Origin of the sequence: Janthinobacterium sp. NKUCC06_STL (assembly GCF_019345455.1) — a bacterium.
In the GTDB taxonomy this organism is placed as follows: Bacteria; Pseudomonadota; Gammaproteobacteria; order Burkholderiales; family Burkholderiaceae_D; genus Janthinobacterium; species Janthinobacterium rivuli.
Window position 1 is genome coordinate 38092 of sequence record NZ_JAHKQY010000003.1, and the last position, 16092, is coordinate 54183.

The window sequence follows — 16092 nt, forward strand, 5'->3', positions numbered from 1 at the left end:
CGGTACCGCGTTACGGTACGGCTGGGCAAAATTTATTTATCGTCGTAGTGATAACGGCACGCGGCCACGTAGATGCAGCCCGCGTCGGGCAGGTACACGAGCCGGTGCTGGCGGTCGATGCGGCGCGACCAGAAACCCGTCAGATCGCCTTTCAGCGGTTCCGGCTTGCCCGTGCCCTTAAAGGGGTCGGCCAGGCATTCATCGAGCAAGTCATTGATTTTTTGCAGGATTTTCAGATCGCTCTCTTGCCAGAACAGATAATCTTCCCAGGCATGATCGGTCCAGGCCAGCACGGCGCTGCGCGCCTGCTGCTTGTTCTCAGTCTTCCTGTTTTTCATGCTGCGCCAATTCCCTGGGCGTCGCCTTGCCCGCCCTGATCTGCGCCACGGACGCCATCAGGCGGCTGGCATTCTTGGCCGTGCCCAGCAAATACAGGGTTTCCTCGATACTGTTGTAGTCCGACAAGGACAGCATCACCACGTGCTCGCCATTCACGCGCGTGATCACCGTGGGCGTGTGGTCGTTGCAGACGTCGTCCATCACGCTTTTCAGGCCCGCGCGCGCCTCGCTGAAAGTCAGGATATTCATGCCGTGCCACCGCTCCATTGGAAATATATGCACCAATTGTACAGGATGTTGTACATCACCTCCATCAGGCAAAAAAAACCGCCCGGCTAAAGCGGACGGTTTTTGATACAACACAAGTGCTTAGAAATTCAGCGCCGATTCCACGCCGGCGCTGTGCGCCTGTTCATCCGCGTGGTACGAGCTGCGCACCATGGCGCCGACGGCGGCGTGGGTGAAGCCCATCTTGTACGCTTCTTCCTCGAACATTTTAAACACGTCCGGGTGCACGTAGCGGCGCACGGGCAGGTGGCTGTTCGATGGCGCCAGGTATTGGCCGATGGTCAGCATGTCGATGTCGTGCTCGCGCATGTCGCGCATGACTTGCAGGATTTCCTCATCCGTCTCGCCCAGGCCGACCATGATGCCGGACTTGGTTTTCACGTCCGGGTACATGGCCTTGAAATCTTTCAGCAGTTTCAGCGAGTGCATGTAATCGGAACCGGGACGCGCTTCCTTGTACAGGCGCGGCGCCGTTTCCAGGTTGTGGTTCATGACGTCAGGCAAGCCATCCTTGAACAGGTTCAGGGCTTTTTCCAGGCGGCCACGGAAGTCGGGCACCAGTACTTCGATGCGGGTATTCGGCGACAGGGCGCGCGTTTGCTGGATGCACTCGACGAAGTGGCCGGCGCCGCCGTCGCGCAAGTCATCGCGGTCGACGGAGGTGATGACGACGTAGTTCAAACGCAGCTTGGCGATGGTTTTCGACAAGTTGGCCGGCTCTTCCTTGTCCAGCGGATCAGGGCGGCCATGGCCGACGTCGCAGAACGGGCAGCGGCGCGTGCACTTGTCGCCCATGATCATGAAGGTGGCCGTGCCCTTGCCGAAACATTCGCCGATGTTCGGGCAGCTGGCTTCCTCGCACACCGTGACGAGCTTGTTTTCGCGCAGGATGTCCTTGATTTCATAGAAACGGGTCGAAGCCGAGGCGGCCTTGACGCGGATCCAGTCCGGCTTTTTCAGGCGCTCGACTTGCTCGATCGGAATGATCTTGATCGGGATGCGCGACGTCTTGCTGGCGCCTTTTTGCTTTTCGCTCGGGTTGTACGCTGGAGCGGCGGTCGCGGCGGGGGCGGTGCTGGAAATGGTCTCAGAAGTCATGGCTGCAAGCCCTTGACGGGCATGTTGGTTTGTTTGCTCAGGCATCCGTTGCCTGAGGCGCGCCTGCGGCGCTGTTTACTTCGCTTACATCGAGTAATACGGTCAATTCATGGGCCAGGGCCCGCTGCACCTCGACCAGCGGCGCCGAAACGCCCATGCTGCGCATGTCCACCGTCTTCAGGCCGGAATAGCCGCAGGGGTTAATCCAGGAAAACGGCGCCAGGTCCATCGCCACATTGAGCGATACGCCATGGTAGGTGCAGCCGTTGCCGCGCACTTTCAATCCCAGCGCGGCGATCTTCGCACCCTTGCTTGGTCCGCCGGCGATATAGATGCCAGGCGCACCATCGATGCGTTCGCCAGCAAGATTATACGCCGCCAGCACGTTGATGATGGCTTGCTCGATTTTATGCACGAACTGGCGCGCATACAGCTTGCCGCCCGGCTTGTTGCGGCGCAAGTCCATCAGCAGGTAAATCACCACCTGGCCTGGGCCGTGGAAGGTGACTTCGCCGCCCCGGTCCGTCTGCACCACGGGCACGTTTTCCGCGCCGGCCAGCAAATGGCCGCGGTCGGCCGCCAGGCCCAACGTAAATACGGGCGGATGCTCGACGATCCACAGTTCGTCGCGCGTGTCCGTCGTGCGCGCGTCGGTAAAGGCGCGCATGGCGGCAAAGGTCGGTTCGTAATCGACGCGGCCCAACTCGCGGATCAGCGCCGTTTCGGTGCGGGTGGTGGTCATGACAGATTCTGTAATCAGCTGCCGGCGCCCTGCGGACGCTGCGGCGAAGCCGTGATTATAAGCCAGGCCGCCGTTTCATTCCGGGGCGGACTCTGGCAACCACAGCAATCTGCCCAATTTTTGTGCAGCATGGCGTATCTGGGCTCCATTCAGGGCCGTGTAGCCGAGCAGCACGGCCGGCGCCAATTTTGCGCTGTGGCAAAAGTCGCCGAGCGGCTGCAGCGCCAGCCCGTCTTGCGCGGCGCGCGCGCAAAACGCCCGCTCGTCGCTGTCCGGCGGCAGCCACAGCACGCAATGAAAGCCCGCCTGCTGGCCGGAAATGGTGTAGCGGCCGGGCGCGGTCTGCTCGAGGCAGGCCAGCAGCAGATCGCGCCGCTCCTTGTAGGCCAGCCGCGCCTGACGCAAATGGCGCACGAAGGCGCCATCCTCCATCCAGGCGGCCAGCGCCAGCTGCTCCGTCACGCCCACGGACCTGCCCGTCAACTGCAGCATGCGCAGCAACGGTGGGCGCAAGGCGGGCGGCAGCACCATGAAACCCACGCGCAGGCCGGCAAACAGGGTTTTATTAAAACTGCCACAGTAAATCACGCGCTGGTACTGGTCCAGCGCCTTCAGGGCCGCCAGCGGCGCGCTCTGGTAATTGAATTCGCTGTCGTAATCGTCTTCCACCACCCAGGCGCCGCTGTCGTTCGCCCACTCCAATAACGCCAGGCGGCGCGTGACGGACATGGTCACGCCCAGCGGCGACTGGTGCGCCGGCGTCACGTACGCGAGGCGGGCGTCGGCGTGCGCGGCCAGCGCGGCGCAATCGATGCCCTCGGCGTCGACGGCAATGTCGACCGGCACGGCGCCCGCCAGGGCGAACAGGGCACGCGCGGCCGGATAGCCCGGTTCTTCCAGGCAGACTTTATCGCCATCGCGCACGATGCTGCGCGCCAGCAAGTCGATCGCGTGGCGGATGCCGGTCGTGACGACGATGTCTTGCGGGTCGCAGCGGATGCCGCGGTACTTGGCGAGGAAATCGGCGATCTGCTGGCGCAGCTGGGGCAAGCCAGCCGGATCGGCGCTGCACAGCTGCTCCGGCGTGGCGTCGGCCAGCGCCCGCGTGGCGCACTTGGACCAGGCCGCCATGGGAAACAGGCTGGCATCGGCGCGCCGCGCGACAAACGGCAAGCCGTCGCGCACGCCCGTATCGGACACGGGAACCGGCTCGGAAAATGGCCCGACCGGGGTGGCATCTGCCAATCCTGCCATCAAAAAGCGTTCCGGCACGACGGCGCACACGCGCGTGCCGGAACCGGGCACGCGCGTCACGTAGGCTTCCGCGTGCAGGCGGTCAAACACGGTTTCGATGGTGCCCCGCGACAACTCCCACCGTTCCGCCAGGGTGCGGCTGGACGGCAAACGGCTGCCCGCCGGCAGCATCTTCGTCAGGATGGCCGAGCGCAGCGCTTCATACGCGCCATCCTGCTTGTTGACGCCCGCCTTGTCGAGCCAGCTGGTGGGACGAGGCAAGTCCAGGGCGTGCGGTGATTTTCCTCGCGGCATAATAATCGTCCAAGTGGTCCAATGAATTTTCTGATGACTGGCACTTCGCATTACACCACAAACATCCTACTCTCACCGTTCTGGTGCGTCTGCCATCTCTTGCATACCGAAAAACATGAATCAACGAACAACACTTCCCCTGTGGGCCTGGGGCGCCATCGTGCTGCTGCTGGTCTGCCTGTCGCGCATCAGCATCGACATTTATCTGCCGTCGCTGCCGGCCATGGCCGATGCCCTGCATGCCAGCGATGCCCAGTTGCAACTGACCCTGAGCCTGTTCATGGCCGGCTCGGCCGCCTCGATGCTCGCTTGCGGGCCGCTGGCCGACCGCTACGGACGCCGCCCCGTGCTGCTGGCCGGCACAGCCATTTATGTACTCGCCAGCATCGTCTGCAGCGTGACCACCGATGTGCACGTGCTGATCGCCGCGCGCGTGCTGCAGGCGTTCGGCGGCTGCAGCGGCACCATCATCGGCCGGGTCATGGTGCGCGACCGTTTTGACGCCGCCACGCAGGCGCGCATGCTGGGGAAAATCTCGATGGTGATGGGTTTGTCGCCGATCCTCGCGCCGCTGGCCGGCAGCGTGCTCGACGCGGCGTTCGGCTGGCGCGCCGTGTTTGGCGTGCTGTGCCTGCTAGGCGCGCTGTCGCTGGGGCTGATCGCCGCGTACGTGCCGGAAACCAAGCCAGCCAGCATCGTGCCACAAAGAAATACCCTGGCGCTGTACCGCCGCCTGCTGGGCGACCGGTACTTCCTGCGCTATGCGCTGGCCATCGGCTGCGTGTATTGCACGTACTTCCCGTTCATTGCGGAATCGTCCGTGCTGTTGCAAAGGGGCATGCACCTGTCGCCGCACTCGTATGCGCTGGTGTTCGCGCTGACGGTCAGCGGTTATATCGCGGGGTCGAGCCTGTTTCGCGCGCTGGGACCGCGCCTGGGCGCCGATTACATGCTGGGCGTGGCGGTGCTGCTGAATGTAACGGGCGCGGCCAGCCTGTTGCTGGCGGGGACGTTGGCGCCACAGCACGTGGCGTCGCTGGTGGCGCCGATGCTGCTGGTGATGGTGTCGGTGGGCATGGCGATTCCCGCCTGCCAGCTGGCCGTGCTGCAGCCGTATGGCGACCAGGCGGGCAGCGCCTCGGGCCTGTTCTTCTTCGTGCAAATGCTCATCACGGCTATTTGCGGCGCCGTCATCGCCGCCATCACGGACGGCAGCGAAAAGCCGCTGCTGTGGGTGACGGCGGCGGCGAGTGGCGCCTTTGCCGCCGTCTGGCTGCTCACGAAGAGCCGGGCCAGCGTGGCGGCAGCCAGCCTTACATGACGATCTTGACCATCGGGTGGCCCGACAGCGCCATGTACAGGGCGTCGAGCTGCTCGCGACTGATGGCGCGCACGGTGACGGTCAGGCCCGTGTAATTGCCCTTGCCCGAAGGACGCTCTTCCATGCGGCCAGCGTGGAAGGTCGGATCGTGGCTGATCACCAGCTCCAGCATGGTCGGCGCGAAGTCGACATGCGTCGGGCCCATGATCTTGATGGGAAAGTCGCTCGGGTATTCGATCAGCGATTCGCTGGGAGGAATAATGTGTTCGCTGGGAGGGGTGGTTTGCATGGGGATTCCAATCAGTGCCGGTCAGTGCCAAAGGCGTATTGTAGCCAACTTTGGCAGCGCCTGCGCCCCTTGCCATGGCGCCAGGGGCGCGGAAAAAAAAAGCCAGCTTTGTAAGCTGGCGAAAACTATTTCGTTTGGACAAAATAGCCGGAAAATCGGTGCTGTCAGCCGTGAAGGCCTTGCGCTGTCTTGCAATGACGCCACTGTAGACAAAACACCGCGGCTTGACCGCTGAAATGTGACGAACTGTCGGTTTGGCGGCTTGAACGTCGATAATCCATGACCGGACGGATAGACGGCCAGCGCCAGCGGCCCGTTCAGCGTTCCATTTCCTGCATCCGGCCAGCGCGACCGGGCGCGCCGCGTTCAATGTGGCGCTCACGCGGCGGATTGGCGCGCTCGGCGCGGGGCCGCTGCTCGCCACGCCAGGCGGGGTGCGCCACCGGGTCTTGCACAGGTGGCAAGGCGGGCATCGCCGGCATCAGGGGCTGTTGCGGCCGCGGTGGCTGTGCCGGCACGGGCGGGCGGTTCGGCTGCATGGGCGGCGGCGCCATCTGCGTCTGGCCATCGTCCGTCTGCAGGCGACCGGGGCGGTTGGCCCTGTCGCGGCGAAAACCATCTTGCTGGCGCGGCGCCTCAGGGGGACGCTGCCAGTTGCCGGCCGGCGCAGGCGGCGTGCTCAAGGGCATGCTTTGCAGCACGGGCGCCGGCAGGATGGTGCGGTTGCGGCGTTCGCGTTCGCCCGCCACGGGACGGCGCCCCTCGGCCCCGCGGTTGATGTGGCGTTCATAGTCTGCGCTGGCGCGGTAGCCGGGCACGTAACGCTCGTGCGGCGACAGGGGAAACCAGCCCACGTCGGGACGCTGGCCGCGGTTCATCGCGTGATTTCCGCCAACCCAGCCCACCAAGGCCGGCGCCCAGGGCACGCGGCCGCGCTCGCGGCCAGGCGCCCAGCCCCAGCGCTGGCCCAGCCGTACCCAGCGGCCGTAGTGCGAGGGCGCATAGCCCCACGGTGCATTGTCGACCCAGGTCCAGCCCCACGGCGCGATCCACGTCCAGCGCCCGTCGCTGTACGGCGCCCAACCGGCCGGCACCGCGCTGGGCAGCCACAGGGGGCCGTATTGCGCGTCTTCCTGCCAGGCGCCATAGCGGTCCAGCTCTTCATAGCCGGTCGTATCGTCCGTGACATAGCGCAAGGCCGGCGCGGCGGCGGGCAAGGCTTCGGGCCAGTTGTCAAACGCGATCCGCTGCAAGGCGCCCGTGCGCAATTCCTCGTCCGTCAGTTCGGCGCGCTGGCCGGCACGCAAGGTCACGCTGCCCGTCGCGCCCTCCACGTCGGCCGCGCCATCGAGCACGCTGACGACGCTGGCGCCGCTCTGGCGCCCCGCCTCGATGCGCACCCAGCCTGGCTGGCTCAGGATCACACGGGCCTGGGCCGTGGTCAGCTCGAAGCCGCGCAGCGCGTCGGGATTGCGCACGCGCACGCTGACCGCGCCATAACTGAGGTGCAATTTGAAACTGTCGTCATCGAGCTCGCTCACTTCCAGCTCCGAATCGCCATCGAGACGCACGGCGGCCGCGCCCACGCGAAACTCCGCCAGCGCGCCGCGCATGGTACTCAAGCGGTTATCCGTCGTGACGGGCCAGTTCAGCAGGGCGTTTTGCGCCTCGCCATCGCCGGCGCGCACCAGCACCTGCCCTTCGACGGTGGAAATGCGGCCCACGCGGGCGGACGGGTCTTGCGCCAGGGCAAGCGTACATGCCGACGACAACAGTACGGCGCAGATGGTTTTCAGCAGGGGCAGGGTCGGACGCATGGCGCGCTCCAGGCAGGACGCAGATGAAAGGAAGACAACATGCCGATTACAGTCCTATCGGGCAAGTACCGCAAGCGGGCTTACAAATGTTTGCATGTTGATCTGGCTCACGCCGCCGCCTGGCCGCCGCGCTTGACGAAGAACAGAGCGGCGCCGACGGCCATCAGCAAGCCGCCAAAGAAGCGGTTCTGCTTTTTCACAGCGCTGGCATCGCGGAAAAAGCGCTGCATCGAGGAAGCTAAAAAGGCGTAGCTGTGCATGACGATCTGGTCGATCGTGCACATGGTGACGGCCAGGATCAGCAATTGCGGCAGCAGCGGTGCATCAGGGCTGATGAATTGCGGCAACACCGCCACCATGAAGATGATGCCTTTCGGATTCGTCACATTGGTGAGAAACCCCGTCAGCACGCGCCGGCGCCAGGACGGCACCACGGCGTCGGCATGCAGGTCGCCCGTCACCGCCACCTTGGCGCGCCACTGCGACAGGCCCAGGTAGATCAAATACAGCGCGCCCACCGTCTTGACGATATTGAAGGCCACTTCCGAGGCCAGCAGCAAGGAACCGACGCCGGCGCCGGCGATGCCCAGCACCACCAGCAACCCCAGCTGCAGGCCGAGAATCGTGGCGCTGGCCTTTTTCACCCCGTACGACAGGCCGTGCGACATCGACAGCACGGCGCCCGAGCCGGGCGAGACGGCGATGATGGAGGCGGCGATGACAAAGGTGATCCAGGTGGCGAAGTGCATGCGGTTTCCCAAAAAAGGGGGACGATGAGCAATTTTAACCCGCTCAGTGCGGCCCTGCCGGCCCACCCTGGGGTAAGATCGCAGTCATCCCTTGCCGTACAACCAAGAATAACATCATGAAAAACAACACTTTCCTCGCTCCACAATTGCCTGCCACCACTGTGGGAGCGCGCTGAGATGGCCGGCTCCAGCCTGCTGGCCCTGCTCGACGACATCGCCAGCATCCTCGATGACGTTTCCCTGATGACCAAGGTGGCCGCCAAGAAGACGGCCGGCGTACTCGGTGACGACCTGGCCCTGAACGCGCAGCAAGTGGCCGGCGTGCGCGCCGAGCGCGAATTGCCCGTGGTATGGGCCGTCGCCGTCGGTTCGCTGAAGAACAAGGCCATCCTCGTGCCCGCCGCGCTGGCCATCAGCGCGTTTGCGCCGTGGGCCATCACGCCGCTGCTGATGGTGGGCGGCGCCTACCTGTGCTTCGAGGGTTTTGAGAAGATCGCACACAAATACCTGCACCCGGACGACAGCCACAAGGCCGAGCTGGCGCAGGCACTGCGCGACCCGCAGGTCGACCTCGTCGCGCTGGAAAAGGACAAGATCAAGGGCGCCATCCGCACCGATTTCATTTTATCCGCGGAAATCATCGTCATCGCCCTCGGTACGGTGGCCGCGGCCACCTTCGCCGAGCAGGTGGCCGTCGTCGTCGGCATCGCGCTCATCATGACGGTGGGCGTGTACGGTCTGGTGGCCGGCATCGTCAAACTCGACGACGCGGGCTTTTATCTGGCGGCGCGCAAGGGCGCAGGCGCGCTGATGGATGGCGTGCGCGGCTTTGGCCGCATGCTTGTGTCGGCGGCGCCGAAACTGATGAAATTTCTCTCCGTCGTGGGCACCCTGGCCATGTTCATGGTCGGCGGCGGCATTCTGACGCATGGCTGGCCGTGGGCCAGCGGCATGCTGCACCATGCTGAAGAAGCCATCGGCGGCGTGGCCGGCATCGGCCCCGTGCTGGCCGCCGTCACGCCCAGCCTGATCAACGCGGTGGCCGGCCTCATCGCCGGTGGCCTGGTGCTGGCCGGCGTTACGGCCGTGTCAGCTTTATTGCGCATGATCAAGCCAGGCAAATAAACTTTCTGGTCTGATGGGGCGGCAGGCGCATCCGTGCCTGCCGCCCCGGCCATGCCGGCGGCGTCCGCTGCCCATGGAGACCCTATGCAGACTTCCCCCATCCAACGTCCCAGCAGCGCCTTCATCGGTGCCTCCTGGGCGGCACTGCTGATCGGCGCCATCACCTATTTGACCGGCCTGTGGAACGCCGGCATGGCCCTCAACGAGAAGGGCTATTACTTTACGCTCCTGATGTATGGCCTGTTCGCCGCCGTCTCGCTGCAAAAATCCGTGCGCGACCGCACGGAAGGCATCGCCGTGACGGGCATGTATTTCGGCCTGTGCTGGATTTCCGTGCTGCTGGCCTTGCTGTTACTGACGGTGGGCCTGTGGAACGCCACCCTGCACAATAGCGAGAAGGGTTTCTATGCCATGGCATTCCTGCTGAGCCTGTTTTCCGCCGTGGCCGTGCAAAAGAATGTGCGCGATGTGGCGCGCGCAACGCCGGCCACGTCCGCCGACGCGCCGGGAACTTAAACAGCAGCGGCGCATCTATTCTGTATCCATGTCGGGAGAGGATGATGGGCGACCAGCAGAAACGTTTACAGATGGCGCTGGAAGCAGCGCACATGGCCATCTGGGATTCGCGCATCGTCGACGGCCAGGTGATCGACGGCACGGTCAGCTGGTCGGCCAAGGGCGCCGCCTTGCTGGGCCTGGAAGAACATGCGCTGACGCAGCCGTTCCGCAGCTTTCTCGGCTTCGTCCATGCGGAAGACCAGGGCAAGGTACTCGAGGTGTTGCAGGATGGCGTGCGCCGGCGCGGCGGCTACGACCTGCAATACCGCGTCATCTGGCCCGACGGCAGCGAACACTGGCTGGCGGCCAAGGCGCACATCTTCACGGATGCAGAAGGCCAGCCCGACCGCACCCTGGGCATCATCTGGGATATCACCGAGCACATGGCGCGCGAGCTGATGATTGCCGAGAGTAGGGAACTGGCCGAAGTGACGCTCAGCTCCATCGGCGACGGCGTGATCACCACCGATCCGTTCGGCAAGACGCGCTACCTGAACCGGGTGGCCGAACAATTGACGGGCTGGAGCAACGAGCTGGCCCAGGGCATGGACATCTGGGAAACCCTGAACCTCGTCGATGAACACACGGGTGCGCCGCTCGACCACGTGGCCCTCAAGTGCTTGCGCCAGCGCCAGGCCATCGGCATTTCCACGCATGCGCAGCTGGTCACACGCGACGGGCGGCGCATCGCCGTGGAAGACTCGGCCGCGCCCATCTGGGCGCGCAATGGCGACATCCTCGGCGCCGTCGTCGTGTTCCGCGACGTCAGCCACGAGCGCAAGCTGAGCCAGCAACTGTCGTGGCACGCCACGCACGACACCCTGACGGGTCTGATCAACCGGCGCGAATTCGAGCATCTGGTCGCTGGCGCCCTGCACACAGCCAAGGAAGAAGGCCATGTGCATGCGCTGCTGTACCTGGATCTGGATCAGTTCAAGGTCATCAACGATACCTGCGGCCATGGCGCCGGCGACGTGCTGCTGCAGTTGCTGGCGAAAATGCTGCAGGCCCAAATGCGCGACAGCGACATCCTGGCGCGCCTCGGCGGCGACGAACTGGGCGTGCTGCTGCCGCACTGTCCGCTCGATCACGCGCGCGTCATCGGCGAACAGCTGCGCCAGTCCATCCGCGATTTCCGTTTCGCCTGGGATAGCCGCAGCTTCGAGCTGGGCGTGAGCATCGGCATGGTCGAAATCAGCCAGGACAGAAAGTCCATGAGCGAGCTGCTGAGCGCGGCCGACCAGGCCTGCTACCTGGCCAAGGAGCAAGGCCGTAACCGCATCCACGTCTACCAGGAGTCCGACGTCATGCTGGCGCAGCGGCATGGCGAAATGCTGTGGATCTCACGCCTGAACGAAGCGTTCGCGCACGATTATTTCCGCCTGTACGCCATGCCCATCGTGCACCTGCGCGACAGCCAGGAACACCACGACGAAGTGCTGATCCGCATCCGCAACAGCCAGGGCGACCTGATCTTGCCGGGCGCCTTTATCCCCGCCGCCGAACGCTACGACATGATGCTGTCCATCGACCGCTGGGTCATCCGCGCCGTCTGCGCGCATATCGAAAGCGTGCGCGACAGCCTGCCGCCGGTCGAAGCGATGGCGGAAAGCCGGCGCCGCGCACCGGCCCTGTATTCCGTCAACCTGTCGGGCATGTCGCTGGCCGATGCCGGCTTGCACGACTACATCACCGAGCAGTTCGTGCAATTCGCCATCGCGCCCGAACAAATCTGCTTTGAAATCACGGAAACGGCCGTCATCGCCAACCTGCCCAAGGCGCAAGTGTTCATGCGCAAGCTCAAGGCCATGGGTTGCCGCTTCTCGCTCGACGACTTCGGCAGCGGCTTTTCCTCGTTCGGCTACCTGAAGGCGCTGCCCGTCGATTACCTGAAGATCGACGGTGTCTTCGTGCGCGACATCGCCAGCAATGCCATCAACCGCGCCATGGTCAAGGCCATCAATGAAGTGGGCCACGTGATGGGCTTGAAAACGGTGGCCGAATACGTGGAAGACGATGCCACCCTGGCCGTCATCCGCGAACTGGGCATCGACTACGCGCAAGGCTACGCCGTGGGCAGCCTGCGCCCGCTGACGGCGGGCGTGGATTAGCCACCACCGGCAACCAGTAGCTTTAAAACAATGCCGCATTGCTATCGCTAAATGTGTGCAAGCACGACCAATCTGGAGGATTTTGATCTACATCAATAAATTTGCGCAGGCGACTCCTTACACTGATCTCCATTCTTGCAATCGTGCAAGTCTTACTTACCAATTGCCTATTTAACTGATCAGGAAGCCGCGACCATGCGACAAAATTTGCCAGTGACTAACCGTGAAGTCCTCGTCCTGGACGATCAGGCCATCGTGTCGAAAACGGATATGAACGGCAATATCGTCTATGTGAACCCGTACTTCAGCCAGGTCAGCGGCTTCAGCGAAGCCGAGCTGCTCGGTTCGCCCCAGAACATCGTGCGCCACCCGGACATGCCGGCCGAAGCATTTGCCGACCTGTGGTCCTCGATCCAGGCCGGCACGCCGTGGACGGGCCTGGTCAAGAACCGCTGCAAGAACGGCGACTTTTACTGGGTGCGCGCCAACGTCACACCGATCCGCGAAGCGGGCAAGACCATCGGCTACATGTCCGTGCGCGTCAAGGCGGACAAGGAGCAGGTCAAGGCGGCCGAGGAAGCCTACGCGGCCATCCGCAACAAGGAAGGCGGCAACATCGTCATCAAGAACGGGCAGATCGTGCGCCCGGGCCTAGCGCATCTGCTGCACAAGCTGACGCACATGTCGCTCAACCTGCGCATCTGGGCCGCCACGTCCATCGTCAACTGTCTGCAACTGCTGGTGTGCGTCATCAGCCTGTTCGCCAGCGGCGGCAAGATCACCAATTACGCCATCTTCGGCGCCACCCTGTTCGGCTTCCTGATCAACGTTTTCCTCTGGTACACCTTGCGCACGTCCGTGCTGAAACCGCTGGGCAAGGCCCTGAACGGCGCGCGGGCGATTGCCGCCGGCGACCTGTCGGGCAGTTTTGAAACGGACAGTACGGATGAAATGGGGCAATTGCTGCGCGCGCTGCAACAGATGAACAGCAACCTGATCGCCACCATCCGCGACGTGCGCATCAACGTGGAAACCATGGCCGTGGCCACCAGGCAGATCGCCGTCGGCAATATGGATTTGTCGGGCCGCACGGAATCGCAGGCGGCCAGCCTGGAAGAGACGGCCTCGAGCATCGAGGAATTCTCGTCGACCGTGAAACAGAACGCGGACAACTCCGTGCAAGCGAATGAACTGGCCGTGGCCGCCTCGAAAGTGGCCGTGCAGGGCGGCGAGATCGTCTCCGAAGTGATCACCACCATGGACGACATCAACACTTCGTCGAAAAAAATCGTCGATATCATCGGCCTGATCGAAGGCATCGCCTTCCAGACCAACATCCTCGCCTTGAACGCAGCCGTGGAAGCGGCGCGCGCCGGCGAGCAGGGCAGGGGTTTTGCCGTCGTGGCGGGCGAAGTGCGCAACCTGGCGCAGCGCTCGTCGGTGGCTGCCAAGGACATCAAGCAACTGATTGAAATTTCCGTCGGCAAGGTGGGCGCCGGCATGCTGCAGGTGAACCGCGCCGGCGCCACCATGGAGCAGGTGGTCAGCTCCGTCAAGCAGGTGACGGCCATCATGCAGGAAATCTCGATCGCCTCGCGCGAACAGAGCATCGGCGTCGACCAGGTCAACCAGGCCATCGCCCACATGGACCAGGTGACGCAGCAGAACGCGGCCCTGGTGGAAGAAGCCGCCGCGGCCGCCACGCGCCTGGCGGAAGAAGCGGCCAGCCTGTCGCAAGCCGTGAGCCTGTTCAATTTCGGCAAGATGCCGCCACCGCGCCGCGTCGCCATGCCTGGCGGCAAATCGGGCGCCGCGGGCGCCGCGAACGCCGGCAAACCCGCCATGAAACGCCTGGCCGCCTAAACCTTTCAAGACTTCATACACATCATGCCTACACTACTCAGCAGTGCTTCCGCCGACCTGGACGCCGTCGTCGAATTCGACCCGGTCATCATCGGCAAGATGAGCCAGTCCGGCCCGCGCTACACGTCCTACCCGACCGCCGACCGTTTCAATGCGGAATTTGGCTATGGCAACTTCCTCGAAGCCCTGGCCGCCCTGCGCATGCGCGGCGGCCGCCGTCCGCTGTCGCTGTACGTGCACGTGCCGTTCTGCGACACCCTGTGCTACTACTGCGCCTGCAACAAGATCATCACGAAGGACCGCAGCAAGGCGGCCACCTATCTCAGCTATTTAAAACAGGAAATCGCCATGCAGGGCAAGCTGTTTGCCGGCATGAACCAGATCGAGCAATTGCACTTCGGCGGCGGCACGCCGACTTACCTGAGCGAAAAGCAAATGGACGAACTGATGGCACACCTGCGCCAGCATTTCGAGTTCGCGTCCGACGAAGACGGCGAATATTCGATCGAGATCGACCCGCGCACCGTCTCGCGCGAGCGCGTGTTTTCGCTGCGCGCGCAAGGTTTTAATCGCATCAGCCTGGGCGTGCAGGATTTCGACGCCGACGTGCAAAAAGCCGTCAACCGCATCCAGCCGGAAGCGGAAACGGTGGCCATCATGCAGGCCGCGCGCGACGCCGGTTTCCGCTCGATCAGCATCGATCTGATCTATGGCTTGCCGAAGCAAAACCTGGAAACGATGACGGAAACCCTGCGCAAGGTGATCAACGCCAGCCCCGACCGCATCGCCCTGTACCATTACGCGCACATGCCGCATCTGTTCAAGCCGCAGCGCCGCATCCTCGACGCCGACATGCCCGACAGCGCCACCAAGCTGGCCATGCTGGGCCTGTGCATCGCGCGCCTGACGGCCGCTGGCTATGTCTACATCGGCATGGACCATTTCGCCAAGCCGACGGACGACCTGGCCGTGGCGCAGCGCCAGGGCCGCTTGCACCGCAACTTCCAGGGATACTCGACGCGCGCGGAAGCGGACCTGATCGCCTGCGGCGTGTCGGCCATCAGCTCCGTCGGTGCCGTCTACAGCCAGAATGAAAAGACGCTGGACGCATACTACGAAAAACTCGACGAAGGCGTGCTGCCGATCGCGCGCGGCATCAAGCTCGATACGGACGATTTATTGCGCCGTATCATCATCCAGATGCTGATGTGCAATTTCGAACTGTCGATCGCCAGCATCGAGCAAGCGCACCCCGTCACCTTCCGCAGCTATTTCGCCGCCGAACTGGAGAAGCTGCGCGAACTGGCGCGCGATGGCTTGCTCGTCATCGAGGAAGACTGGCTGACGGTGACGCCGAAAGGGCGCTTGTTGATCCGCAATATCTGCATGGTCTTCGACCGCTACCTGACCCTGGCGCGCGCCAACACGGCGCCGGACGCGGTGCAGCCGCTGCGCTACTCGAAAACGGTGTAACACCGCCCGATGAACGCCCTCAGCCTCGTGCCCATGTTCCTGGTCGGCCTGGCCGGCAGCGTGCACTGCATCGGCATGTGCGGCGGCATCGTCGGCGCCTTGTCGCTGGGCGGCGGCGCACCGGCCCCAACACGGCCCGTGATCGCCATCGCCGTGGCACGGCCCGCAGTGCAATCGAACGTGCTGCGCGTGCTGGCCTACAACGGCGGGCGCATAGGCAGCTACATGCTGGCCGGCGCCATGGCCGGCAGCCTGGCGGGCGCGGGCATGCTGCACCTGGCGTCCCTGCAAGTGGCCGGCTACTGGCTGGCCAACCTGATGCTGGTTGCTTTGGGCCTGTACCTGATGGATGCCTGGCGCGGCCTGGCCCATCTGGAAGCGGCCGGCAACGTCGTCTGGCGCCGCGTGCGTCCCCTGCTGAAACCGCTGATGCCGATGGATACGCCGTTAAAAGCGCTGGCAGTCGGCGGCCTGTGGGGCTGGGTGCCGTGCGGCATGGTCTACAGCGCGCTGCTGACGGCCATGATGCAAGGCTCGGCCCTGCACGGCGCGGCCACGATGGCCGCCTTCGGCCTGGGCACCTTGCCCACTTTGCTGGGCATGGGCTTGCTCGGTACACGGCTGCGCGCGCAGATGCAGCGCCGTCCCGTGCGCATCGCCAGCGGCTTGCTGGTGCTGGGCTTTGGCTTGCTGGGCCTGCTGCGCGCCGCGAATGGCGTCTCGCTGGGCTGGCTCGACGCCCTGTGCGTCACGGGCCATCCATGAAAAGAC

15 protein-coding genes are annotated in these 16092 nt (G+C 64.0%); 7 read left to right on the top strand and 8 right to left on the bottom strand.

Translation table 11 applies throughout. From position 1 onward, the window contains the following. Positions 1-32 precede the first annotated feature (32 nt). From KO539_RS12705 to KO539_RS12725, 5 genes are all read right to left on the bottom strand, one after another. Positions 33-338, bottom strand: a complete 306-nt coding sequence (locus KO539_RS12705; protein WP_099377619.1) for a Txe/YoeB family addiction module toxin — start codon at positions 336-338, stop codon at positions 33-35. Further along, positions 319-588 carry a type II toxin-antitoxin system Phd/YefM family antitoxin gene (locus KO539_RS12710; RefSeq protein ID WP_100874988.1) on the bottom strand — a complete coding sequence of 90 codons (270 nt, stop codon included), beginning with the start codon at positions 586-588 and terminating at the stop codon, positions 319-321. The genes KO539_RS12705 and KO539_RS12710 overlap by 20 nt, the downstream gene beginning before the upstream one ends. Before the next feature lie 120 nt (positions 589-708). After that, positions 709-1725, bottom strand: a complete 1017-nt coding sequence (gene lipA / locus KO539_RS12715; protein WP_034782748.1) for a lipoyl synthase — start codon at positions 1723-1725, stop codon at positions 709-711. A gap of 37 nt (positions 1726-1762) precedes the next feature. Beyond that, complete coding sequence (gene lipB / locus KO539_RS12720; RefSeq protein WP_219309905.1) at positions 1763-2467, bottom strand: lipoyl(octanoyl) transferase LipB; 705 nt, start codon at positions 2465-2467, stop codon at positions 1763-1765. A 75-nt stretch (positions 2468-2542) separates the two neighbouring features. Then, complete coding sequence (locus tag KO539_RS12725) at positions 2543-4015, bottom strand: PLP-dependent aminotransferase family protein (protein WP_219309906.1); 1473 nt, start codon at positions 4013-4015, stop codon at positions 2543-2545. A gap of 115 nt (positions 4016-4130) precedes the next feature. Here KO539_RS12725 and KO539_RS12730 point away from each other — a divergent pair, with 115 nt between their 5' ends. Continuing rightward, positions 4131-5336 (top strand): multidrug effflux MFS transporter, encoded by a 1206-nt coding sequence (locus KO539_RS12730; protein WP_219309908.1) that lies wholly within the window; start codon positions 4131-4133, stop codon positions 5334-5336. Here KO539_RS12730 and KO539_RS12735 read toward each other — a convergent pair. The 3 genes from KO539_RS12735 to KO539_RS12745 form a co-directional block, all read right to left on the bottom strand. Beyond that, positions 5329-5625 (bottom strand): DUF493 family protein, encoded by a 297-nt coding sequence (locus KO539_RS12735; RefSeq protein ID WP_099403898.1) that lies wholly within the window; start codon positions 5623-5625, stop codon positions 5329-5331. The genes KO539_RS12730 and KO539_RS12735 overlap by 8 nt on opposite strands. A gap of 317 nt (positions 5626-5942) precedes the next feature. Continuing rightward, entirely contained in the window at positions 5943-7442 is a 1500-nt protein-coding gene (locus KO539_RS12740) for a FecR family protein (RefSeq protein ID WP_219309910.1), read from the bottom strand. Positions 7443-7549: 107 nt separating this feature from the next. After that, the gene (locus KO539_RS12745) at positions 7550-8191 is read right to left on the bottom strand and encodes a LysE family transporter (RefSeq protein ID WP_219309912.1); all 642 of its coding nucleotides are present in this window, start codon (positions 8189-8191) and stop codon (positions 7550-7552) included. A gap of 177 nt (positions 8192-8368) precedes the next feature. On the opposite strand from KO539_RS12745, the gene KO539_RS12750 reads away from it, so the two are divergent. From KO539_RS12750 to KO539_RS12775, 6 genes are all read left to right on the top strand, one after another. Further along, positions 8369-9316 carry a DUF808 domain-containing protein gene (locus KO539_RS12750; RefSeq protein ID WP_219309914.1) on the top strand — a complete coding sequence of 316 codons (948 nt, stop codon included), beginning with the start codon at positions 8369-8371 and terminating at the stop codon, positions 9314-9316. Positions 9317-9400: 84 nt separating this feature from the next. Further along, positions 9401-9832: an inner membrane protein YiaA gene (gene yiaA, locus KO539_RS12755; protein WP_100874997.1), complete on the top strand. Its 432-nt coding sequence runs from the start codon at positions 9401-9403 to the stop codon at positions 9830-9832. A gap of 41 nt (positions 9833-9873) precedes the next feature. After that, positions 9874-11985, top strand: coding sequence for an EAL domain-containing protein (locus tag KO539_RS12760; protein WP_257626281.1), 2112 nt, complete (start codon positions 9874-9876; stop codon positions 11983-11985). Positions 11986-12180: 195 nt separating this feature from the next. Continuing rightward, a complete protein-coding gene (locus tag KO539_RS12765) occupies positions 12181-13848 on the top strand; it encodes a PAS domain-containing methyl-accepting chemotaxis protein (protein ID WP_219309916.1) in 1668 nt (555 codons plus the stop codon). Between the two features lie 24 nt (positions 13849-13872). Continuing rightward, positions 13873-15321, top strand: coding sequence for an oxygen-independent coproporphyrinogen III oxidase (gene hemN / locus KO539_RS12770; RefSeq protein WP_099403893.1), 1449 nt, complete (start codon positions 13873-13875; stop codon positions 15319-15321). Between the two features lie 9 nt (positions 15322-15330). After that, complete coding sequence (locus tag KO539_RS12775; RefSeq protein ID WP_219309918.1) at positions 15331-16086, top strand: sulfite exporter TauE/SafE family protein; 756 nt, start codon at positions 15331-15333, stop codon at positions 16084-16086. The last annotated feature ends 6 nt before the right edge of the window (positions 16087-16092 follow it).